Annotated in this window: 24 protein-coding genes; 1 reads left to right on the plus strand and 23 read right to left on the minus strand. The window is 32.2% G+C overall.

Going from position 1 to position 22,280, the window contains the following annotated elements; translation table 11 throughout:
* The 11 genes from floA to lepA form a co-directional block, all read right to left on the minus strand.
* Window positions 1–984: a flotillin-like protein FloA gene (floA, locus tag KA893_RS01065; protein ID WP_011302997.1), complete on the minus strand. Its 984-nt coding sequence runs from the start codon at window positions 982–984 to the stop codon at window positions 1–3.
* Between the two features lie 12 nt (window positions 985–996).
* A complete protein-coding gene (locus KA893_RS01070; RefSeq protein WP_041080599.1) occupies window positions 997–1,707 on the minus strand; it encodes an NfeD family protein in 711 nt (236 codons plus the stop codon).
* Window positions 1,708–1,983: 276 nt separating this feature from the next.
* The gene (gene rpsU, locus KA893_RS01075; protein ID WP_002483157.1) at window positions 1,984–2,160 is read right to left on the minus strand and encodes a 30S ribosomal protein S21; all 177 of its coding nucleotides are present in this window, start codon (window positions 2,158–2,160) and stop codon (window positions 1,984–1,986) included.
* 241 nt (window positions 2,161–2,401) lie between these two features.
* Window positions 2,402–3,154, minus strand: a complete 753-nt coding sequence (locus KA893_RS01080; RefSeq protein WP_075339781.1) for a 16S rRNA (uracil(1498)-N(3))-methyltransferase — start codon at window positions 3,152–3,154, stop codon at window positions 2,402–2,404.
* A 1-nt stretch (window position 3,155) separates the two neighbouring features.
* Entirely contained in the window at window positions 3,156–4,094 is a 939-nt protein-coding gene (gene prmA / locus KA893_RS01085) for a 50S ribosomal protein L11 methyltransferase (protein ID WP_075339782.1), read from the minus strand.
* A 3-nt stretch (window positions 4,095–4,097) separates the two neighbouring features.
* Entirely contained in the window at window positions 4,098–5,234 is a 1,137-nt protein-coding gene (gene dnaJ, locus KA893_RS01090; RefSeq protein ID WP_011302993.1) for a molecular chaperone DnaJ, read from the minus strand.
* Between the two features lie 145 nt (window positions 5,235–5,379).
* Window positions 5,380–7,224, minus strand: coding sequence for a molecular chaperone DnaK (gene dnaK, locus KA893_RS01095; RefSeq protein WP_002483153.1), 1,845 nt, complete (start codon window positions 7,222–7,224; stop codon window positions 5,380–5,382).
* Window positions 7,225–7,279: 55 nt separating this feature from the next.
* Complete coding sequence (gene grpE, locus KA893_RS01100; protein WP_115340590.1) at window positions 7,280–7,891, minus strand: nucleotide exchange factor GrpE; 612 nt, start codon at window positions 7,889–7,891, stop codon at window positions 7,280–7,282.
* Between the two features lie 26 nt (window positions 7,892–7,917).
* Window positions 7,918–8,898, minus strand: a complete 981-nt coding sequence (gene hrcA / locus KA893_RS01105; RefSeq protein ID WP_069820175.1) for a heat-inducible transcriptional repressor HrcA — start codon at window positions 8,896–8,898, stop codon at window positions 7,918–7,920.
* A gap of 100 nt (window positions 8,899–8,998) precedes the next feature.
* Complete coding sequence (gene hemW, locus KA893_RS01110; RefSeq protein WP_011302991.1) at window positions 8,999–10,123, minus strand: radical SAM family heme chaperone HemW; 1,125 nt, start codon at window positions 10,121–10,123, stop codon at window positions 8,999–9,001.
* A 96-nt stretch (window positions 10,124–10,219) separates the two neighbouring features.
* The gene (gene lepA / locus KA893_RS01115; protein WP_002483149.1) at window positions 10,220–12,043 is read right to left on the minus strand and encodes a translation elongation factor 4; all 1,824 of its coding nucleotides are present in this window, start codon (window positions 12,041–12,043) and stop codon (window positions 10,220–10,222) included.
* Window positions 12,044–12,367: 324 nt separating this feature from the next.
* On the opposite strand from lepA, the gene rpsT reads away from it, so the two are divergent.
* Window positions 12,368–12,619 (plus strand): 30S ribosomal protein S20, encoded by a 252-nt coding sequence (rpsT, locus tag KA893_RS01120; protein WP_002483148.1) that lies wholly within the window; start codon window positions 12,368–12,370, stop codon window positions 12,617–12,619.
* A gap of 115 nt (window positions 12,620–12,734) precedes the next feature.
* Here the strand turns inward: rpsT and holA are convergent, their stop codons facing one another.
* The 12 genes from holA to KA893_RS01180 form a co-directional block, all read right to left on the minus strand.
* A complete protein-coding gene (gene holA, locus KA893_RS01125; protein WP_037538369.1) occupies window positions 12,735–13,709 on the minus strand; it encodes a DNA polymerase III subunit delta in 975 nt (324 codons plus the stop codon).
* Window positions 13,710–13,780: 71 nt separating this feature from the next.
* Window positions 13,781–15,862: a DNA internalization-related competence protein ComEC/Rec2 gene (locus KA893_RS01130; RefSeq protein ID WP_194375710.1), complete on the minus strand. Its 2,082-nt coding sequence runs from the start codon at window positions 15,860–15,862 to the stop codon at window positions 13,781–13,783.
* A 131-nt stretch (window positions 15,863–15,993) separates the two neighbouring features.
* Window positions 15,994–16,455 carry a ComE operon protein 2 gene (locus tag KA893_RS01135; RefSeq protein ID WP_002483145.1) on the minus strand — a complete coding sequence of 154 codons (462 nt, stop codon included), beginning with the start codon at window positions 16,453–16,455 and terminating at the stop codon, window positions 15,994–15,996.
* Between the two features lie 80 nt (window positions 16,456–16,535).
* Window positions 16,536–17,258 (minus strand): helix-hairpin-helix domain-containing protein, encoded by a 723-nt coding sequence (locus tag KA893_RS01140; protein WP_037538367.1) that lies wholly within the window; start codon window positions 17,256–17,258, stop codon window positions 16,536–16,538.
* Between the two features lie 47 nt (window positions 17,259–17,305).
* Window positions 17,306–18,022: a class I SAM-dependent DNA methyltransferase gene (locus KA893_RS01145; RefSeq protein ID WP_002483143.1), complete on the minus strand. Its 717-nt coding sequence runs from the start codon at window positions 18,020–18,022 to the stop codon at window positions 17,306–17,308.
* A 2-nt stretch (window positions 18,023–18,024) separates the two neighbouring features.
* Entirely contained in the window at window positions 18,025–18,378 is a 354-nt protein-coding gene (rsfS, locus tag KA893_RS01150; RefSeq protein WP_011302986.1) for a ribosome silencing factor, read from the minus strand.
* Window positions 18,379–18,963, minus strand: a complete 585-nt coding sequence (yqeK, locus tag KA893_RS01155) for a bis(5'-nucleosyl)-tetraphosphatase (symmetrical) YqeK (protein WP_041080588.1) — start codon at window positions 18,961–18,963, stop codon at window positions 18,379–18,381.
* Window positions 18,953–19,525: a nicotinate (nicotinamide) nucleotide adenylyltransferase gene (gene nadD / locus KA893_RS01160; RefSeq protein ID WP_041080586.1), complete on the minus strand. Its 573-nt coding sequence runs from the start codon at window positions 19,523–19,525 to the stop codon at window positions 18,953–18,955. The genes yqeK and nadD overlap by 11 nt, the downstream gene beginning before the upstream one ends.
* Window positions 19,525–19,815 (minus strand): ribosome assembly RNA-binding protein YhbY, encoded by a 291-nt coding sequence (yhbY, locus tag KA893_RS01165; protein ID WP_002483139.1) that lies wholly within the window; start codon window positions 19,813–19,815, stop codon window positions 19,525–19,527. Before yhbY ends, nadD begins: the two co-directional genes overlap by 1 nt.
* A gap of 14 nt (window positions 19,816–19,829) precedes the next feature.
* Window positions 19,830–20,627, minus strand: a complete 798-nt coding sequence (aroE, locus tag KA893_RS01170) for a shikimate dehydrogenase (protein ID WP_011302983.1) — start codon at window positions 20,625–20,627, stop codon at window positions 19,830–19,832.
* A 12-nt stretch (window positions 20,628–20,639) separates the two neighbouring features.
* Entirely contained in the window at window positions 20,640–21,746 is a 1,107-nt protein-coding gene (gene yqeH / locus KA893_RS01175; protein ID WP_041080584.1) for a ribosome biogenesis GTPase YqeH, read from the minus strand.
* The gene (locus tag KA893_RS01180; RefSeq protein WP_194375711.1) at window positions 21,747–22,274 is read right to left on the minus strand and encodes a YqeG family HAD IIIA-type phosphatase; all 528 of its coding nucleotides are present in this window, start codon (window positions 22,272–22,274) and stop codon (window positions 21,747–21,749) included.
* Window positions 22,275–22,280 lie beyond the last annotated feature (6 nt).

Genomic DNA, 22,280 nt, shown 5'->3' on the forward strand with positions numbered 1-22,280 from the left:
TTATTTATCCGGTGATTCATCATCTTTTTGATTCGTACGTTGATTAATAGAATTTCTCATGCCTGTGTCAGCTTCAACATTTTTTAAATTGTAATAATCTTTTACGCCTAAGTTGCCAGAACGTAAAGCTTCAGCCATAGCCAATGGTACTTCTGCTTCTGCTTCAACCACTTTAGAACGCATTTCTTGTACTTTTGCTTTCATTTCTTGTTCTTGAGCTACAGCCATCGCACGACGTTCTTCTGCTTTAGCTTGTGCAATATTCTTGTCTGCAAGCGCTTGTTCAGTTTGTAAATCTGCACCAATATTTTTGCTAATATCAACATCAGCAATATCAATTGATAAAATTTCAAATGCTGTACCAGAATCTAATCCTTTACTTAAAACAGTTTTAGAAATATTATCTGGATTTTCAAGAACTTGTGTATGGTGTTCACTTGAACCTATTGTTGAAACAATACCTTCACCAACACGTGCGATAATTGTTTCTTCACCTGCACCACCAACTAAACGAGCAATGTTGGCACGAACTGTAATACGTGCTTTTGCTTTAACTTCGATACCGTTCATTGCTACACCAGCAATAAATGGTGTTTCAATGACTTTAGGATTAACTGACATTTGTACAGCTTCTAATACGTCACGACCCGCTAAATCTATAGCAGCCCCACGTTCGAATGGTAAGTTGATATCAGCTCTTTGCGCTGCAATATTAGCATCAACAACGCGATCAACATTACCTCCAGCTAAATAATGCGATTCAAGTTGATTTGTAGTTAAATGCAATCCAGCTTTGTGCGCTTTAATTAGCGGTGAAATCACTTTACGTGGAGATACTCTACGTAATCTCATACCTACTAAAGTACCGATGCCTACTTTAACACCAGCAGCAATTGCTGAAATCCATAATCCTACTGGAACAAATGAAAATAGCAACAACAATGCTACTAATACAATAACGACGATTATAATTAATCCGATCATACTTTCTCTCCTTTATGATTCGATTTCTCTTACAACAACTCGTGTACCTTCAACTTCTAAGATGGTAACCTGTTTATTCCTTAAAATAAATGAACCATCTGAAACAGCATCGATTCTTTCATTATCAAATGTAATAATCCCTGCTGGTCTTAAGTCCGTTGATGTTGTTGCAGTTTTTCCAACTAAATGAGAGCGATCTTCATGTGAAGTGTAACCTGCCTCTGCATTTGTAGAATCTTTCAGTACAACTTTGTCTAAAAATGGAATTTTGCGTTTAAATCCTTTCACAAGTATCACCCACTCAATAATAGATAAGATTAATGCAAAGACAACATTAGCAATCATGAAGATAAAATTGTCTCCTAAAGTAATAATACTGAAAATAATAAACCCCATACCAATGATGCCAATAACCGCACCGACAACAAATAATTCAATGATAACTAATATGACTCCTACTCCAAAAAGTATCACAGAATAGAAATTAACGTCGCCTTTCACAAAAAATCCTAAGAAAAATATCAATAACGCTATCGTTGATATGATACCAACAACATTAATCTTATTAGAATATAATTGATATAGAAAACCAAGAAAGATAATACAAGTTAAAATCAAAGCGCCAATTGGATGTACTATAAAGTTAGCTATATTATCAATCCAATTTCCATCCTCGACTAAATTGGAAGGAAAAATTGTATGTAAACTACTTGAAAGAATCACTCTATCACCTCGCTCTCAATTTGATTATACATGAAACTAATATGCGATTATACCGTTTACACTATAAAAATCTATTATCTTCAAAGAAATTTTCATTATTACTTTTTACTTTAATAATGATTAAGTACTACATGGTTTGTATAATAAAAAATATATTGATTTAAAAAGTACAATGATTTTTTATAAAAAAAATAATAGCCTTAGCTGTATATAACAACTAAGGCTATTATGGTTTATAATTAATGTTGGTGTTGAGGGAGTCAACGAAACTATTAATTATTTGAATTTACGTTTACGTGCAGCTTCTGATTTCTTTTTACGTTTAACGCTAGGTTTTTCGTAAAATTCACGTTTACGTACTTCTTGAATAGTACCGCTTTTAGAAACTGTACGTTTGAAACGACGTAACGCATCTTCAAGTGATTCGTTCTTTTTGACTACTGTTTTAGACATGTGTATTTCCCTCCCTCCAAATATCAACGAAACTTTATTATCAATACACGGTATGAACCATGTATAATCTAGTATAATATATCTGATTAATGTGGTCAATTACTAAAATTCAGATTTTGTTATTTTGAATAAATTCTATTAATACATGAATAAATTTATCCGGGTATGGATTTTTATCGTTGTATCACCTTATTCTTTATAATTCATATAACACGCTATTAGCACACATCAATACATTAAACTAATTGTGTAAATCCTTTTCGAAACTCAAAGCACTCAAAACATATAAAGGTGCTGTTTCAGCCCTTAAAATTCTAGGACCTAAGCCAATTTGGTAACCAACATCTTGTAACAGTGAGACTTCATCCTCATCAAGGCCACCTTCAGGTCCAAATATAATTAATACTTTATCATTTGGTTTGAATTGTTGAACTAACGATTTAAATTGACTTACTTCACCACTTTTAGCGGCCTCCTCATAGGCAATTAGAATGTAATCATACGCTTTGGCACTTTTAAGTACATCGTTTAATGTTGCTTGATATTGAATCGTTGGAATAGCTAATCTATAACTTTGTTCTGCAGCTTCCTTGATAATCTTCTGCCAACGTTCTAATTTCTTTGCAATTTTATTTTCTGTAAGCTTGACAACAGAACGTTTCATACCTACAGCAATAAATTCACTTGCACCTAATTCCGTTGACTTTTGTAGCATCCATTCATATTTATCAGACTTGATTAGTCCGCTACATATCGTTACATTTTGTGGTAATTCTGTATCCACATCAATACGTTCTTCTAACGAAACCATGATACCATCTGCACCAATATTATCCAGTTTACATTTATAAACATAATGATCAGCAAATGTAATAATGATATAATCATCAACTTGATGTCTCATGACATTTGAAATATGATGTATATCACCTTGATCAGTTATACAAAAACGCTGATTTACATCAGCGTTTTGATCTATAAAATATCTTTGCATGTCAATCGCTCACTTTCTGTCCGACGATACAAACCCAACTATTGTCATGATTAATAGAAACTATTTCAAATCCACTGCGTTTCATATGTTCAACAATAGCCTCGTGTTTTTCTTCTATAATACCAGAAGTTATAAAATAACCGTCTTTATTAAGTGTATTATAAGCATCATCTATCATTTCTTCAATAATATGAGCTAAAATATTAGCGATAACAACATCAAATTTTTCATTTTCTTCTTTTAATAAATTACCTGGGACTGCTTCAATAGCATATTCACAGTTGTTTTTTTGAAAGTTTTCTTTAGCTACTCTAACAGCCATTTCATCTACATCAAGTGCTTTTATACGTTTAACGCCTAACAAATGTGCCGCAATGCTCAGTATACCTGAGCCTGTGCCGACATCTATAACTGAATCACTAGACTTAACATATGCTTCAATTGCTTTTAGACACATACTCGTTGTCGGATGATCACCTGTTCCAAATGCCATACCTGGATCTAACTCAATGCATAATTCACTATCATCTTCTTGTTGGTATGTTTCCCAACTCGGAACAATTGTGAATTTTTCAGATGCGCGAAATGGATGAAAGTAATGCTTCCACTCATTCTCCCAATCTTGCTCTCTAATTGTTTGCTCATCAAAGCTAAACAAATCTAAATCAAGACCTTCAATGTCTTTTAATGATTGAATTAATTTTTCTTGAAAATCTTTTGTATACTTAATTTCGTTAAAATATGCTTTAACTCTCACACCTTGTGTAGGATAATCTTCTGCATTTAATGCATATATTTCACCATACTTATCTTCGAAATCATGTGTTAAATCTTCTGAATCTTCCATAACAACACCATTAGAGCCATAATCTTCGAGTAAATTGGTTATGATTGGTGATACCTCATGGTTAGCAACGATTGCAACTTCAGTCCAGTTCATAAGTTATTCTCCTTTGAAGAATCTTTTTGCTTTATCTCTAAAATTTGATGGCTGCTCAGAAAGCTCCTCGCCATCTATTTCAGCAAATTCTCTAAGTAATTCTTTTTGGCGATCACTAATTTTTGTAGGCGTAACTACATTGATGTTAATAAATAAATCGCCATAACCGTAACCATGAACATTTTTAATGCCTTTTTCTTTCAGACGGAATTGTTTTTCAGTTTGTGTACCGGCAGGAATTGTTAGCATGACACTACCTTTAAGCGTTGGTACTTTAACTTCATCACCTAAAGTAGCTTGAGCAATACTGATATCTAATGAATAGTATATATCGTCGCCGTCTCTTTCAAATTTTTCAGATGGTTTGACTCTAAACACAATATATAAATCACCTTGTGGTCCACCGTTTTCTCCTGGAGCACCTTCACCAGCTAATCTAATTTGTTGTTCATTGTCTACACCTTCAGGAATCGTCACACTAATTTTTACATTTTTATTTTCAGTACCTTTACCATGACAAGTTGGACAAGGTTCTTCAAATTCTTGGCCTGAACCACTACATACTGGACATACTTTTTCAGTTCTTACTCTACCAAGAATAGTATTTTGTTCAACTGAAACATGACCAGAACCATTACAGTAATGACAAGTTTTTTTCTTAGTTCCAGGTTTAGCACCTTCACCATCACATGTGTGACAAGCAACATCTTTGCGAATAGAAATTTCTTTTTCGCTACCAAAAACAGCTTCATCAAATGTGACAGTCATCGTATATTGTAAATCGTCACCTTTTCTTGGGGCATTTGGATCTCGTTGCTGTCTGCCACCACCAAAGAATGAACTAAAGATATCTTCGAATCCGCCACCGCCGAATCCACTAAAGTCTTGGCCACCGAATCCTTGGCCGCCAAAGCCACCTTGTGGTCCATCGTGTCCGAATTGGTCATAATTTGCACGTTTATTTTCGTCACTTAATACTTCATATGCTTCTGAGATTTCTTTAAACTTCTCATCAGCGCCCTCTTCTTTATTTATATCTGGATGGTATTGTTTTGATAATTTACGATAAGCCTTTTTAATTTCATCTTTAGAAGCGCTTTTGCTAACACCTAAAACTTCATAATAATCTCTTTTGGCCACTCATACCTCTCCTTTCACGGTTTTATTAAATCTATTATAAAAAGGAAAAAGTCAAAGCCAATGTTCAATTGACTTTGACTTAATTTGGCTAAGCAATTGTGTCATATATTTCTGTTAATAACAATTATTTAGTCAATGACTCGACTTATTTTTGGTTATCTTGGTTGTCATCATCTTTAACTTCTTTGAAATCAGCGTCTTCAACATTACTATCTTGAGAAGCATTTGCATCTTCACCTTGAGCTTGTTGTTGAGCTTGAGCTGCTTGTTCATAAACTTTTGTAGACAAGTCTTGAACTACTTTTTCTAAGTCTTCTTTTTTAGCTTTGATATCATCAATATCTTCGCCTTCTAGTGCTGATTTAAGTGCTTCTTTTTTGTCTTCAGCATTTTGTTTATCTTCTTCACTGATGTTTTCGCCTAAATCAGTGATTGTTTTTTCAACTTGGAATACTAAGCTATCTGCTTCGTTTCTCAAGTCACTTTCTTCGCGACGTTTTTTATCTGCTTCAGCATTTTCTTCAGCGTCTTTAACCATACGATCAATTTCGTCGTCTGAAAGTGCAGAGCTAGATTGTATTGTAATATTTTGTTCTTTGTTTGTACCTAAATCTTTTGCAGTAACGTTTACAATACCGTTTTTGTCGATATCAAATGTCACTTCGATTTGAGGTACGCCACGTGGAGCTGCTGGAATATCAGTTAATTGGAATCTACCAAGTGTTTTGTTATCTGCAGCCATTGGGCGTTCACCTTGTAATACATGGATATCAACTGCAGGTTGGTTGTCTGCTGCTGTTGAATAAACTTGAGATTTAGATGTTGGGATTGTAGTATTTCTTTCGATAAGCGTATTCATACGTCCACCCATAATTTCAATACCTAATGATAATGGTGTTACGTCTAATAATACGACATCTTTAACATCACCAGTGATAACGCCACCTTGAATTGCTGCGCCCATTGCAACTACTTCATCTGGGTTCACACCTTTATGAGGATCTTTTCCAACTTCTTTTTTAACAGCTTCTTGAACTGCTGGGATTCTAGTAGAACCACCAACTAAGATAACTTCGTCAATGTCAGAACTTGATAAACCAGCATCTTTCATTGCTTGACGCGTAGGTTCCATAGTTCTTCTGATTAATGAATCTGCTAACTCTTCAAATTTAGAACGAGTTAAAGTTAATTCTAAGTGTAATGGACCGTTCTCTCCTGCAGAGATAAATGGTAATGAAATTTGTGTTTGAGATACACCAGATAAATCTTTTTTAGCTTTTTCTGCAGCGTCTTTAAGACGTTGTAACGCCATTTTGTCTTTAGATAAATCTACACTGTTTTCTTTTTTGAATTCTGCAACTAAGTGATCAATAATTACTTGGTCAAAGTCATCCCCACCAAGTTTGTTGTCACCTGCTGTAGAAAGCACTTCAAATACACCGTCACCTAATTCAAGGATTGATACGTCAAAAGTACCGCCACCTAAGTCGAATACAAGTACTTTTTGATCTTGTTCAGTTTTGTCTAAACCATATGCTAAAGCAGCTGCTGTTGGCTCATTAATAATACGTTCAACTTCTAAGCCAGCAATTTTACCAGCATCTTTAGTAGCTTGACGTTCACTATCATTGAAATAAGCTGGAACAGTAATGACTGCTTTATCTACACTTTCACCTAAATAATCTTCAGCTGTACTTTTAAGATTTTGTAAAACCATTGCTGAAATTTCTTGTGGTGTATATGATTTTCCATCAACATCAACTTTATAATCAGTACCCATGTGACGTTTGATAGATTGTATTGTATTTGGGTTAGTAATTGCTTGGCGTTTTGCAACTTCACCTACTTGAGTTTCATCATTTTTGAATGCTACTACAGATGGTGTAGTTCTAGCGCCTTCAGGGTTTTGAATTACTTTTGGCTCATCGCCTTCTAAAATTGCAATACATGAATTTGTTGTACCTAAGTCAATACCTATTACTTTACTCATAAATAAATTCCTCCTGATATATTTAAAAATTTGGTGTTTTCAACAATAAAACGAATTATTGATTTACTTTAACCATTGAAGGTCTTAAAACTCTTTCTTTCAATTTGTATCCACTTTGTAGTTCTTGAGTGATTTGACCTGATTCGAAATCAGGATTGTCATCTTGAACTACTGCTTGATGTACATTCGGATCAAATTGTTGACCTTCTGTCTCAATTTTTTCTAAACCATTATTTTTTAATGCATTTAATAGACTTTCATGAACCATTTCTACACCTTTTTTAAGTGATTTAAATTGTTCATCTTCGCCATCTATTTGTAAAGCACGTTCAATGTTATCTATTGTTGGTAAGATATCATTTAGTACATCTTGTGCTTTATATGCTTTCATTGTTTGATTTTCTTTTTGGATTCTACGTTTATAGTTTTCAAACTCAGCGTATAATCTTAAATATTTTTCTTCATTTTCTTGAACATCTTTTTTTAATTGTTGAATTTCTTCATCTTTAGGATCTACGTCTTCTGCAATTTCTTGTGAATCGTCCTCCTGCAGATTATCTTGTGATGTTTCTGTAGTTTCATTATTGTTTTCAACTGAATCGGTTTGTGAAGTTTCTTCATTAACTTCTTCATTTTCGTTGAAAGCTGATTCGTTTTGCTCTGTCATAGTCTGCCCTCCAATACAATTCTTAATTACCAAATCGTATTTAGTAATCGAATTACGTTCTGATAATTCATTGCTGTTGGTCCGATAACCGCAATTTGACCTTTCAGCCTATCATCAATATGATACTCACTTGTTACGATAGAAATATCACTTAAACTTGATTCAATTTCATGTCCAATTTTCACATTGATGGAAGTATTGGACATTTCATCAAGTAGTTGTGTGATTTTGTTCGATTCTATATACTGTAGAATCGGTTGAATAGATGATACGTTTGATTCATTCAACGCATCTATGAGTTTAACCTTTCCGCCCATAAAAATGCCATTACTTTGATTATCAAAATGAATATCAATCATATTTAGCATGTCTTTTATAAAATCTTTTTCAGTATCAGATTTTACAAAAGCATTTAATTCATTTTCAAAACGGTGGTTATTCCATTCATTATATTTAGCAGTAACAAAATTTGATATTTTGGTTAATTCGTCATTAGATAAAGGTACTTCAGATGCTAAATGTAAATGTTCAACATGACCTGATGTAAACACAACCACCATAATAACCAAATAAGCATTTGCTCTAATCAAATGAATATTATTGATTATATCTTGTTTATGATTTGGACGCATTACCAGCGTTGTGTATTGTGATGCAATTGAAAGTTCATTAGCAAAATCACTCAATGTAGAGGAAATATCATAATGATTTTCAATTACCAAATCTTTTAAACGCTGCATTTTAGTTTGTTGTTGATGAGATGTTTCTTGTAATAATTGATTCACATAATATCTGATACCTGATTCTGATGGATATCTTCCTGATGAAGTATGTGTTTTTTCTATTAGTTCGAGATCTTCTAATTGTTTCATCTCATTTCTAATAGTAGCAGGGCTAACATTTAATTTATGTCGTTCAATCAGTGTTTTAGAACCAATTGGCTGACCTAAATCAACATAATCTTCAACAATTGCATTTAATATGCTTAATTGTCTATCACTAATCATGTTTTCACCTCATTAGCACTCTTTTGTTTCAAGTGCTAATTATAATTTATCAAATTGGTCAAAGTAAGTCAATGTTAAAGCCTCGGTTTTTAATAAAAACTTATACATTTAGTAAAAAAGACTCAAATACAAGGTTTCCGATGACTTTCCCTCTCTCAGTCATTGAAATAAAGCCTTGGTTATCTACAATAAGTTCTCTTTTAAGTAAATCCTCAATTGTTGTGCCATATACTTCATCTATAGATAAATCAAACTTTTCTTTAAATCTAGCTTTATTGACACCTTGGTTCATTCTTAAACCTAAAAACATTTCTTCTTCCATTTGTTCATTTTTTGTTGGTCTCGTGGACTCTAACAAAGGTCTTTCATTGTTCTTTATTTTCTTTATATAGTGATTTACAGGATTAACGTTACTGTACCTTTCACCGTCAACATAGCCGCTTGCACCTGCGCCAAAGCCATAGTAACCTTCATTTTTCCAATAAACTTTATTATGCTCTGATTCGTGACCCATTTTTCCAAAATTAGAAATCTCATATTGATGTAACTCAGACCTTTGCATGCGTTCTAAAAGATATTCATACATTTCTTCCCCGATATCTTCATTAGGTATTTTCAATTTGCCTTTTTTATACATATTATAAAATTGAGTTTTAGGTTCTAAAATAAGACCATAACTAGAAATATGATCAATATCCATCGCCAATGCTTTTTCTAAACTATCTTTAAAATCATCGATGGTCTGTTTTGGTAAGTGATACATTAAATCTAAACTAATAGAAGGAATACCTACGGCTCTCGCATTTGTAACTGCTTGGTATATATCAGATGTATTATGTGTTCTTCCTAATATTTCAAGCAACTCTGGTTTAAAAGTTTGAACGCCCATAGATAATCTATTCACACCAAAATCCTTTAATAATTGAACTTTTTCCAAAGTCAATTCATCTGGATTTGCTTCAAAACTAAATTCTCCTTTGATTTCGAAAATATCAGTAATAGCTTTAAGTAAACGTTTAAGTTGTTCATAACTAAGTGCCGTTGGCGTTCCTCCACCAACAAAAACAGTTTCTAACACTTTCGTTTTACTATATTGCATTTCTTTAATTAAACAATCTAAGTATTCATCAACTGGTTGGTTATGAATAAAATATTTATTGAAATCACAATACGTACATATTCTTACACAGAAGGGGATATGTATATATGCACTTTTCACTTCCATATTGTGTTCACCTACTTCCCTATTTAAAAACATGATGTTTCATAAAAAACTGGGGCATAAATCGTTCGGATTTAAGGCCCCAAGTTTAAAGTATTATTAATCTTCATCCATTTTGAGTACTGCAAGGAAAGCATCTTGTGGAATTTCTACATTTCCCACTGCTTTCATTTTAGCTTTACCCGCTTTTTGTTTTTCTAATAATTTTCTCTTACGTGTAATGTCCCCACCATAACATTTAGACAATACATTTTTCCCCATAGATTTAATGTTTGTTCTTGCGACAATTTTTTGTCCTACAGCAGCTTGTACTGGTACTTCAAATTGTTGTCTTGGTATTAATGTTTTCAACTTATCGACAAGAGTTTTACCACGTTCGTATGCAAATTCTTTATGCACGATAAAGCTAAGAGCATCGACTTTTTCACCATTTAATAAAATATCCATCTTAACCAGGTCACTTTCTTTATTATCAATAAATTCATAATCAAAAGAAGCATAGCCTTTAGTATTAGATTTTAATTGATCGAAGAAATCGAATACTACTTCTGATAACGGAATTTCATAAATAATATTCACTCGAATATCATCCATGTATTCCATATTAATAAATTGACCACGTTTACGTTGACATAATTCCATTACAGCACCGACATAATCATTTGGTACCATCATAGTCGCACGTACAAACGGCTCATAAATGGTTTCTATTTTATCGCGATCTGGCATATTCGCTGGATTATCTACAGATACTTCCTCACCAGATTTTAATATACATTGGTAAATTACCGATGGCGCAGTTGCGATTAATTCAATACCGAATTCACGTTCAATTCTTTCTTGAATAATTTCCATGTGTAACATACCTAAAAAACCAGTACGGTAGCCAAAACCTAATGCTTGAGAAGATTCTGGTTCAAATTCTAATGAGGCATCGTTTAATTGCAGCTTCTCTAAAGCTTCTCTTAAATCGTTATAGTCTTTGTTATCAATAGGGAATAATCCACAGAATACCATTGGATTCATTTTTTTATAACCTTGTAGTGGCGCTTCAGCAGGTCTCTCTGCATGCGTGATTGTATCACCTACACGGGAATCATCAACATTTTTAATACTAGCAATGATATAACCTACATCACCCACTGTTAATTCATCTACTGATAATTGTTTTGGGGTGTTAATACCTACTTCAGTTACTTCAAATTCTTTTCCAGTAGCCATCATTTTGATACGATCTCCAGCTTTAACAACGCCTTCCATAACACGTATGGATGAAATGACACCTCTATATGGATCATACTCAGAATCAAATATTAAAGCTTTTAAAGGTGCTTCTGGATCACCTTCAGGTGGTGGTACTACCTCAACTATTTTTTCCAATATATCTTCAATACCTAAGTTTGATTTTGCACTTGCAAGTACGACATCCTCTTTATCAATACCAATAACGTCTTCAAGTTCTTGTTTAACGCGTTCTGGCTCAGCTGCAGGCAAATCAATTTTATTGATAACAGGTAGAAGCTCTAAATCATTATCCAGTGCTAAATAGACATTCGCTAGTGTTTGTGCCTCAATACCTTGTGCTGCGTCCACTACTAAAATAGCACCCTCACACGCCGCAAGTGATCTAGATACTTCATATGTAAAATCTACGTGTCCCGGTGTATCAATCAAATGGAACGTGTATGTTTCTCCATCCTTCGCTTCGTATTTCAATCGTACTGCGTTTAGTTTTATAGTAATACCGCGTTCTCTCTCTAAATCCATAGAATCTAGCAACTGTGATTGCATGTCTCTTGTTTCAACTGATTTAGTATTTTCTAAAATTCTATCAGCTAAAGTAGATTTACCATGGTCTATATGTGCGATAATAGAAAAGTTTCTTATATTTTTGCGTCGATTATAACGATCTTGTTTATCCATGTATTATCCTTCTCACTTTCATAATTCTAGCCCGTTTGTATGTATGACATTCTTTGATATAATAACGTTTTTACAAGTCAATTGCAAACTTGCAAAGCCATTCGTTTATAATAATTCAAAATATTAATTCACTTGTTAACACTTTATCAGAATATTTTATAAAATAAGTGTTTCATAACTTTATACATTATTGTATCATTTATATTGAATTTACGGGCGGCTCATAAATAAATGATTGCAGAAAGTCGCTTGTTTTGATAAAATATTTCTTGTTGTAATCAAATTCATTTTGATAGCGAAGATCACTTTTAGGAGGTGACACACATGCCAAACATCAAATCTGCAATTAAACGTGTTAATACAACACATACTGCTGAAGAACGTAATATTTCTCAAAAAAATGAAATGCGTACAGCAGTTAAAAGAGCTCATTCAGCTTTAGAATCAAATGCTGATAACAAAGCTGACTTATTGAGTTTTGCTTTGAAAAAAGTAGATAAAGCTGCACAACGCAACTTAATCCACGACAACAAAGCTGCTCGTATTAAGTCATCATTAATGACAGCTGCTAAATAATATTAAAGTTCAAGCAATTGCTTGAACTTTTTTTATATCTTTTTTAAATAAGTATCCTTTTAAAATACGCCCAATTTAATGTATGCACAACGGGATAATATTGCTTTGTTTAAAACTACAGCGATAAAATAAATAACTCTAATATGAGATGTTTATCCATATAAGATGATTTTAATTTATAATCCGTTTCAGCACAGGAATCTATAATATTTAGCAAACTTTCAAGTTGGTAGTTTCTTGCTTGATTAAGCGCTAATTTTACTCTGTATTGGTGTACATTTATTGTCTTGGCAATTTGTTGACCACTATAACCCTTTTGACTTAATATTTTAGACTGATAAAAAAGTCGATAATTACTGGTAATTAATGCTAATAACTTAATTGGTTCTTCTTTCATTGCAATCAGATCATTAACCAATTGAATTGCATTTGATTTTTTATTTTTTTGAATATAATCTGTTAGTAAAAACACATTTTGTTCTAAACTTCTATTAACAATTTGGTACACATCTTGTTTATTAATTGTTGATCTGTCACCTAAGAAAAGGATTAATTTTTCGAGTTCTTGTTTAACAATATTAAAATTAACGCCTGTTAATTCTATAAATAGGTCAAGTGCATCTTGTTTGATATCTTTAAAATTTTCATGAAGCTCTTTTTTCATCCACTGCATAATTTCTTCTTCTGACATTTGCTCTATTTTTTTTAATTGGGCATTCTTTTTTAATGTTTTCACCAATTTCTTACGCTCATCTAATTTACTATGATATACCTCAAAAATAATCAACGTATCTCCATCATATTTTTCAATAAATTCAATGAGTTGATCTATGTTGTGATTCAAATCTTTAGGAGGTTTTTCACCAGTGAATAGGTATGCATTTTGAACAAGTACTACTTTTTTATCAGAGAAAAAAGGCATGGTCAATGATTCTTCTATTACGGGTGCCAAATCATGTTCGTATAAATTATATTTCACGAAATTAAAATCATCTTTAGGTGCATTTAAATAGTTATTTATTTCTTCTGCTGACTTTTTTTCTATAAGTTCCGGTACTTCTCCGTAAATTGTTATTATATTGTTGCTCATATATAGCACCCTTTCATCTCTATTACACATTAAATTATTATATCACGCAGTATTTGTTCTCTCTACCCAAATCATTTACCAAATTGTGATTTAATTTGTATCGAATTTGATAAAGTAATTGTAACTTCCCCAGAGAGACTCGTCATATATATTTTAGATCCTATTGCTTTCAATCTAGTAATAACTTCGGTACTAGGTAATTTATATCTATTATTTTGTCCAACTGAAATTAAGCTGATTTTAGGATGCATTATATTGACAAAGTTAGAACTAGAACTTGTTTTACTTCCATGATGACCTACTTTTAATACATCCAAATTATTAAGTTTGTACTTATTAAGTAAAAGAGATTCATTATGTTTTGAAGCATCGCCCATAAATAACATTTTATATTTATTATATTGTATGTAGGTAATAATAGAATGTTCATTTAGATCGTCTGAATTTTGTATTGTAGCATCTAACAAACGAATATCTGCTTTGCTAAGTACGATATGATTAAAAGTTTTAAAATCTAATAATTTAACCTTATGTTTTTTACATTGTAACGTTAGCGCTTTTAATTGTTCTAAACTAAAGCTATTTGCATTTATTATTATATGATCTATTTGATATTTTCCTATTAGATAGCTTAATTCTCCCATATGATCAACATGTGGGTGTGTAATAATCAAATAATTAATTTTAGGTAAACCATGCTTTTTTAAAGTGGGCAGAATCTTTCGTTTTGATAGCATGTGGTTGTCTTTCATACCTTTTTTAATCAATACACCCCCAGTATCTATGAGCATAGATTCCTGTTTATCCGTTTCAAATAATATAGCATCTCCTTGGTTCACGTTTAACATAGTTAATCTGTAATCATTTGATTTCGGTAAAATGGTTAAAATGAAAAATATGCTTATTAGAATCAATAAAAAAAGAAAATAATGCTTATGAACGAATAAAATAAGTGCAACAATGATAAGAAACACAGCAATCGCAATAAAAAATGAAGATAATTCGGGGGTGAACCATTTTAAAGTAGAGAATTTCATAAAAATAGAAACAAAGTAATCATGAATCAAGAGCAATATATTTAGGCATTTTGTAAAAATTGTAACTTTAATAGGGAAATGAAGCGAAGCAAAATAAATTAACGAAGCAGGAAATAAAATTAATGTGTAAAACGGAACAAAGAATAAATTAGCTAAGATACCTATCCATTGGATTTGATTAAAATGGGCTGCACTAATAATGGAAGATGAAAGTTGTGCTATAACACTGACAAAAATCATGCTTTTGACGATATTAGCGTCTTTTAAAATCGGGAGTGCAAAAAGAATACAAAAAGTTATAAAAAATGAAAACTGAAATCCAATATTATATATTAATTGTGGAGAAATTAGTGTGATTAAAATAAAAACACCAAAAAGAACATTCATAGAATGTTTGTACAACTTTTTCGGAAGTAATAGAAGAATAAGCGCAACTAACACTGCACGAATAGCACTTGGAGCCATACCAGTGTAAATAGTATAAATGGGTAACAAAATAAAAATAATAGCTTTTATCAAAAATAAGGGACATCTGACTTTAGTCAAAGTATAAAAAATAATACTAACTAAAGCTGTGATATGTGTCCCACTTATTGCTAGTAAATGATAAATACCAATTTCTCTAATTTGATCTAATTGGTGGTCTTTTATCCTGGAAGTATCTCCCGTAATCAATGCAATTATTTTACCTGGATCATCGTTGTGTTCTGTAACAAGACGCTTATAAATATATTGCTTATGTAAATCGACCAGAGACATCCAACCCATTGATATTGACTTACAACTTGATAAATCGACGCTTTTTATATTGATATATAATTTTCTACTTATTCCTTCCCCATTATATTTAAAAGCACCATGGATTTTACAATCGCGTCGGTATAATTCAGACGAATCCGAAGATTTAACTTTACTGTTCGGCTTAAAATAATATTGATAATAATCGCTATCAATTTGGAGTTTACCACTTAGAGTATTGTCGCTAATGACAGGTTTAGTGATAAATTTTGCATTAGCAATTAAAGATTTACTTAACATATCATTTTGAAATTCTAACGTTTGATGATAATACCTATAAAATAATCCAAAAGCTATAAAAGGAACAATTATAATCATAATAACTTGCTGCCATTTGAACTGCTTTATTTTAAGTAAAAATATAAGGAATATAAAAAGAAGTATTGAAAGAAATTTGAGATGTAGCCAAAGAATGCCAACTAAATATGCTATGCCATAATAAACCGTGGCTATTTATTTAATAAGTATTGTGCTACATGCTCTTGATCAAATGAAATTTTTTTATACTCAATACCTGCTTGTTTCAATAACTCCAATGCATATGTATGGTTATGATAATCTTCGGCATAATATATTGTATCAATACCAGATTGTATGATTGATTTTGTACAGTTCAAACAAGGGAAATGAGTAACATAGATTGTAGCGCCATCTGTAGAAACACCTTGTTTAGCACATTGAAGTAAAGCGTTCATCTCAGCGTGTATTGTTCTGATACAATGGCCATCCTCTAATAAACACCCTTCATCAATACAATGAACTTCACCTGAAACCGAACCGTTATAGCCCCCTGCAATGATTCTATTATCTTTCACTATAGTAGCACCAACTGACAAACGTTCACACGTAGAACGCAAAGCCAAAAGATGACTTTGAGCCATAAAGTATTCTTCCCATTTGATACGATCCATGATGATTTACCTCCATATATGTATTATATTTTTTGATTAATTATAGATTAATTTGAATTGAACCATAATGCAACTAAAAGTTATATAGTCAGCTTTGAACCGATTTTTTCTAAAGTCTTAGCTCCAATACCTTTTACGTCTTTTAATTGCTCTACAGACTCAAAAGGGCCATGTTGTTGTCTATATTCTATAATAGCCTTAGCTTTAGTCGGTCCAATCCCATTTATCGTTAATAACTGAGATTCTGTTGCATCATTAATATTTATTTGTTCTGAGTTTATTGTACTATTACCTTTTTTACTATCTTCTGTGTGGTTATTCTTTAAAGCAAAATGATTCATATTAATGTCTTTTTGATCTTTGTCACCAATTTTCGGAATATAAATGACTTTCTGATCTTGTAATTTTTCAGCTAAATTCACACTTGAAAGATCAGCATCTTTTAATAAAATTGCTTTGTCCACTAATTGCTTAACCCTATCCGTATCTTTCATCTTATAAATATCAGGATGCTGTACAGCACCTTTAATATCAACAAAAATAAAGCTACCCTTTTTATCATTTTTTACTGATTTTGCATTATCATTATTAGTAGCAATTGTTTTACTATTGGTATTTTGTTCATTAATTAATGTGGAATCATCATTTGTACTTAAGTTTGCATTGCTGTTGTCATCTGTATTGCTGACATTTAAAAATTTATAACAACAAATAGCAAGCAATAGTACTAACGCGCATCCAACTATGATTACTAATTTATTTTTCTCAAAAATTACTTTCCATTTTGACCAGTCTAATTGCAAAAAATCACTCCTTTATACTTAACACGTATAAGGGAGTGATTTTACTTTTATTTTTTAGCTATGAAAAATAATCTATAACCATTTTCAGTGTGATTGTTTATGTCAAAGTCAACAAAAGTCTGTATATGGTTAAAACCTACTTCTTTTAACATCGCTGTATATTCATTTTCAGTATAAGTTTGCTGATAATGTGATTCATCAAACCTAGTATAATGCGTACTATCTTGTTTAATAAAAAACGACATATCGTGCCAAACACTCAGAGGTTCTTCGCCTTGGACAGCTTCCCACCCTAAGAAAACATCTTCGGATTCGTCAATATAACTTTGATTATTAAACAATGTATTCATTTTATAAGCTGTGTGAACATCAAACATAAAAACACCATCTTGAGATAAATGTCGATAAACATTTTTAAATGTATCTGAAACATTTTCTCTTTCAGGTAAATAATTCAAAGAATCACAAAATATTGTAATGACATCAAAATGTTGTTCAAGCTCAAAATCAGTCATATCTGCTTCAATCCAATTAACAACATTAGATTTTTGAGCAGCTATGGCTAACATATCAACACTAAGATCCATTCCTGTCACTTGCTCAAATTCAGTGAACAGCGATGTTAAACTACCGGTTCCACAACCAATATCTAAAATAGAATGCTTTTTACCTGCAAAATGATTAACAATGCTTAGCCAATCTTCATACGGTTGATCTAAGGTTAGCTGATCATAAAACAAGCTCATTTCTTCATATTGTGCCATTTTTAATAAACAGCCTGTCTGTATGATTCAAGAGGTGCATCTCTATATAGTTTTTCAATATTATAATAATCTCTTTCATCTTTATGGAATACGTGTACGACTACATTTGCCAAATCAATAAGGATCCATCTCGCATCATTAAAGCCTTCCATTCGTTTAACTTCAATTTCCGCTTCATTAGCTGCATCTTTGACTGCACGTGCGATAGACTGAACTTGTTTTTCATTATTTCCGTGGCAAACCACAAAATAGTCTGTCATATCACTAATACCTTGCATATTTAAAGAAATAATATCTTCTGCTTTTTTATTCTCAGTTGCTTCCACAGCTAATTTTAATAATTGATCTGATTTCATTTAATCATCCTTTACTCTTTCGTCACTGTAATTGTAATAATTCAAGCATGCAATCGTCGCGTCATAGACATTAATATCTTTATTAATTAAATATAAAACGGTACGCTTAGATATTTCATATATTGTTTTATCTAAGCTACCTTTATTGTATGCTAAATCTCTAATTTCTTCAACGCCTGGGGTTTGACGCCCAGGTTCTATATAGTCTGCAATAAAGACAAGTTTCTCTGTTTTTGTCATTTGAGCACGACCTGTCGTATGGTTTTTTATCGCTAATAATACTTCTTCATCATCGATACCATACTTCTCTTTCATAATAACCGCACAAACAGGTCCGTGTAAAATTTCCGAACCATAACTTAATAAATTGCTATCTAAATCATGTTGCGTAACAACTTGATACATCGTTCCTAAATCATCATATTTAGAATAATCGTGTAATACACCCGCAAGTTCTGCTTTATCTTTATCACCATCATAAATATCTGCTAATTTAACCGCAGTTTCAGCCACTCTTAATGAATGGTTAAACCGCTTTTCAGGCAATTTCTCTTTGACAATTTCTATTGCTTCATTAACTTTCATATAATCCTTCCTCTCGGATATATTGTTCAACACTTGGAGAAACGAGTGCTTGAATATTCTCTTTATTCTTCACTCTTTTTCTAATTAATGTTGAGCTTATATCAATACGTGGAATTGTTATCGATAGCATATCTGATTCGACTTCTTGTGTCGTTTTATCTCTATTGACGATTACAAAAGTAATGTACGATTTTAATTCATTAATCTTATACCACTTATGCAGTTGATTATATTGGTCTGTCCCTATCACAAGATAAAGTTTTGCATCAGGATGCTTATCTAAAATATACATCACTGTATCATAGGTATAACTTTGTCCTCGTCTTTCTATTTCATTTAAACAGATACGACCAAAACCCAGATCATCTATAACAGATTGAATCATATCAACTCTATATCGACCTTCCAAATAATCTGTATGTTCTTTTAGCGGAGATATAAAACTAGGTATAAAATAAAATACGTCCGGTTTTATAAATGCGTTAACTTCACTAGCTACGACCATGTGGGCGATATGAATCGGGTTAAATTGCCCACCATATAAGACAATCGATTTAGCCATTATGGTAACTGAATTTGTTTATTATCTTGTGATTCTTTGTAAAGTACAATCATCGACCCGATTACTTGTACAATATCACTACGTGTTGCATCACTTAATGATTGTGCTAAGTCATTTTTATCTTCAAAGTTGTTTTGCAATACATGTATTTTAATTAACTCTCTATTTTCTAGAATATCTTGTATTTGCGCTACCATATTGTCATTAATACCAGCTTTCCCTATTTGAAAAGTTGGATCTACGTTATGAGCTTTACTTCGTAAAAATCTTTTTTGTTTACCTGTTAACATAATTCAATCTCCTTTTATAAATATTTTAAAACAGTGTCTTTCATTATTTGAATTTGTGGTAATTCACCTGTCCAAATTCTATAACTTTCAGCACCTTGGTATACGAACATATCTAATCCATTATGAATAGGATTTCCTTTAGCTTCTGCAATTTCTAAAATAGGTGTCTTAAATGGTACATAAACGATATCACTCACTAACGTGTGACTATCCAAATTATCAAGGTTAATAATAACCTCTTTATTTTGATTCATACCTGCTGGCGTTGTATTGATAATAATATCAAATTCTGATAATGCTGCTTCAGCTTCTTGTAAACTAATTTTATTCACTTCTAATTGCCAACTTTCAAATCGATCCATAGATCTATTGGCTACTGTAAGTTTGGGTCTAACGAATTTTTTTAGTTCATTAGCGAGCCCTTTACTCGCACCACCAGCGCCTAAAATTAATATATATGCATCTTCTAAATCTGGATATACTTGTCTTAAACCTGTTACATAGCCAATACCATCCGTATTGTAACCAATCCATTTACCGTCCACAATTTTCACCGTATTAACTGCTCCAACTGTTTTTGATTGTTCATCGATTTCATCCAGATAGGGTATAATACGCTCTTTATGTGGTATTGTAACGTTAAATCCAGAAAGTGCTTTGTCATTAATTATCTCTTTGATACGATGAAAGTCTTCGTTTCTAATATTAATCGCTTCATAAGATGATAAATCATTTAAAGCTGCAAAATTTGCATTATGCATAACTGGTGATAAAGAGTGATCAATAGGATTGCCTATCACTGCGTACTTCACATTAAACCCGCCTTACATTATAGAATTTCGTAATACGACATCGACATTTTTAGGTACACGAACAATGATTTTAGCACCTTCATCAATGGTAATAAAACCTAATCCAGAAATCATAACATCACGCTTTTCTTTACCTGTTTCTAGGCGTACGGCTTTAACATTTTGCAAATCAAAATGATCTGGGTTATTAGGGGGCGACAATACATCCCCTAATTGATTACGCCACAATTTATTTGCATTTTCCGTTTTAGTTCTATGGATATTAAGATCATTTGAAAAATAACATACTAATGGTCGTTTACCACCACTTATATAATCAATACGTGCTAAACCACCGAAAAATAATGTTTGTCCTTCATTTAATTGATATACACGTTGTTTAACCTCTTTTTTAGGCATGATTGTTTTTAATTCTTTTTCCGTTACGTAATGCGTCATTTGATGTTCTTGAATCACACCAGGTGTATCATACATGAACGAAGTGTCATCAAGTGGTATATCAATCATATCTAAAGTTGTACCAGGGAATCGAGAAGTGGTAACTACATTCTTTTCACCCACACTGCGCTCTATCAATTTATTAATCAGTGTAGATTTACCTACATTTGTAGTCCCTACAATATAGACATCGTCATTATTTCTCAAAGTATTAATAGCATTCAATAAATCTTCGATACCCTCATTTTTTTCAGCAGAAATTAAAATGACATCTTCTGCATCTAAGCCGTATTTTCTCGCTGTTTTCTTCAACCATTCTTTTACACGGCGTTTATTAATTTGTTTCGGTAATAAGTCTAGTTTATTACCTACTAAAATGATTTGTTTATTTCCAACAATGCGTTTGATTGCATTAATAAAAGATCCTTCAAAGTCAAAAACATCCACAACATTTACAACAATACCTTTTTTGTCTGCTAAGCCATTAAGTAAATTTAAAAAATCTTCACTATCCAAGCCTACATCTTGCACTTCGTTGTAATTTTTTAACCTAAAACATCTTTTACAAATAACGTCTTCTTTATAAAGACTACTTTCTGGAACATATCCAGGCGCATCTGAATCTTCAGATTGTAAGGGTGCGCCACAACCGATACATTTTAATATCTCAGTTTCTGCCAATCAATTTTCCTCCCATTTAATATAACCTTTTTCTCTAAAATGCTGTAGTAATCTACGTTCAATCATGCGATTAAACTTCGTTATAAATCCATCTGTTTTTTTCACTGGGACAACCATAATTGTGAATAATCCGCGTCTATTTCCGCCAAACACATCTGTTAGCATTTGGTCTCCAATGACAACTATTTCTTCTGGATTCAAATTCATTAATTTAGATGCTTGATTAAAGGCGCGACCTCTGGGTTTTTTTGCTTTAAATATATAGTCCACATTTAATGATTTTGAAAAATTGCCTACGCGTTGTTCGTTGTTATTTGAAACAATTGTTACAGTTATGCCGAGTTCTTTTGCTCTATCGAACCATTCTTTTACTGCTTCTGTTGGATCAGCTACATCCCATCCTACAAGTGTGTTATCTAAATCTGTAATTATACCTTTTACGCCTGAATTTGCGAGTTGTTCTATATCAATTTGAAAAATAGATTGTACATATTCGTTTGGCATAAAATAGTGCTTTATCATACCCATGTTTTA

This window comes from Staphylococcus sp. GDY8P126P (genome assembly GCF_017891965.1).
Classification (GTDB): Bacteria; Bacillota; Bacilli; order Staphylococcales; family Staphylococcaceae; genus Staphylococcus; species Staphylococcus saprophyticus.

Bases quoted from the DNA above. Each gene is read 5' to 3' on its own strand.
- floA (WP_011302997.1), bottom strand. From the start codon at position 984: ATGATCGGATTAATTATAATCGTCGTTATTGTATTAGTAGCATTGTTG.
- rpsU (WP_002483157.1), bottom strand. From the start codon at position 2,160: ATGTCTAAAACAGTAGTCAAAAAGAACGAATCACTTGAAGATGCGTTA.
- KA893_RS01080 (WP_075339781.1), bottom strand. From the start codon at position 3,154: ATGCAAAGATATTTTATAGATCAAAACGCTGATGTAAATCAGCGTTTT.
- prmA (WP_075339782.1), bottom strand. From the start codon at position 4,094: ATGAACTGGACTGAAGTTGCAATCGTTGCTAACCATGAGGTATCACCA.
- dnaK (WP_002483153.1), bottom strand. From the start codon at position 7,224: ATGAGTAAAGTAATAGGTATTGACTTAGGTACAACAAATTCATGTATT.
- grpE (WP_115340590.1), bottom strand. From the start codon at position 7,891: ATGACAGAGCAAAACGAATCAGCTTTCAACGAAAATGAAGAAGTTAAT.
- hrcA (WP_069820175.1), bottom strand. From the start codon at position 8,898: ATGATTAGTGATAGACAATTAAGCATATTAAATGCAATTGTTGAAGAT.
- hemW (WP_011302991.1), bottom strand. From the start codon at position 10,123: ATGGAAGTGAAAAGTGCATATATACATATCCCCTTCTGTGTAAGAATA.
- lepA (WP_002483149.1), bottom strand. From the start codon at position 12,043: ATGGATAAACAAGATCGTTATAATCGACGCAAAAATATAAGAAACTTT.
- rpsT (WP_002483148.1), top strand. From the start codon at position 12,368: ATGCCAAACATCAAATCTGCAATTAAACGTGTTAATACAACACATACT.
- holA (WP_037538369.1), bottom strand. From the start codon at position 13,709: ATGAGCAACAATATAATAACAATTTACGGAGAAGTACCGGAACTTATA.
- KA893_RS01130 (WP_194375710.1), bottom strand. From the start codon at position 15,862: ATGATTATAATTGTTCCTTTTATAGCTTTTGGATTATTTTATAGGTAT.
- KA893_RS01135 (WP_002483145.1), bottom strand. From the start codon at position 16,455: ATGGATCGTATCAAATGGGAAGAATACTTTATGGCTCAAAGTCATCTT.
- KA893_RS01145 (WP_002483143.1), bottom strand. From the start codon at position 18,022: ATGGCACAATATGAAGAAATGAGCTTGTTTTATGATCAGCTAACCTTA.
- rsfS (WP_011302986.1), bottom strand. From the start codon at position 18,378: ATGAAATCAGATCAATTATTAAAATTAGCTGTGGAAGCAACTGAGAAT.
- yqeK (WP_041080588.1), bottom strand. From the start codon at position 18,963: ATGAAAGTTAATGAAGCAATAGAAATTGTCAAAGAGAAATTGCCTGAA.
- nadD (WP_041080586.1), bottom strand. From the start codon at position 19,525: ATGGCTAAATCGATTGTCTTATATGGTGGGCAATTTAACCCGATTCAT.
- yhbY (WP_002483139.1), bottom strand. From the start codon at position 19,815: ATGTTAACAGGTAAACAAAAAAGATTTTTACGAAGTAAAGCTCATAAC.
- KA893_RS01180 (WP_194375711.1), bottom strand. From the start codon at position 22,274: ATGGGTATGATAAAGCACTATTTTATGCCAAACGAATATGTACAATCT.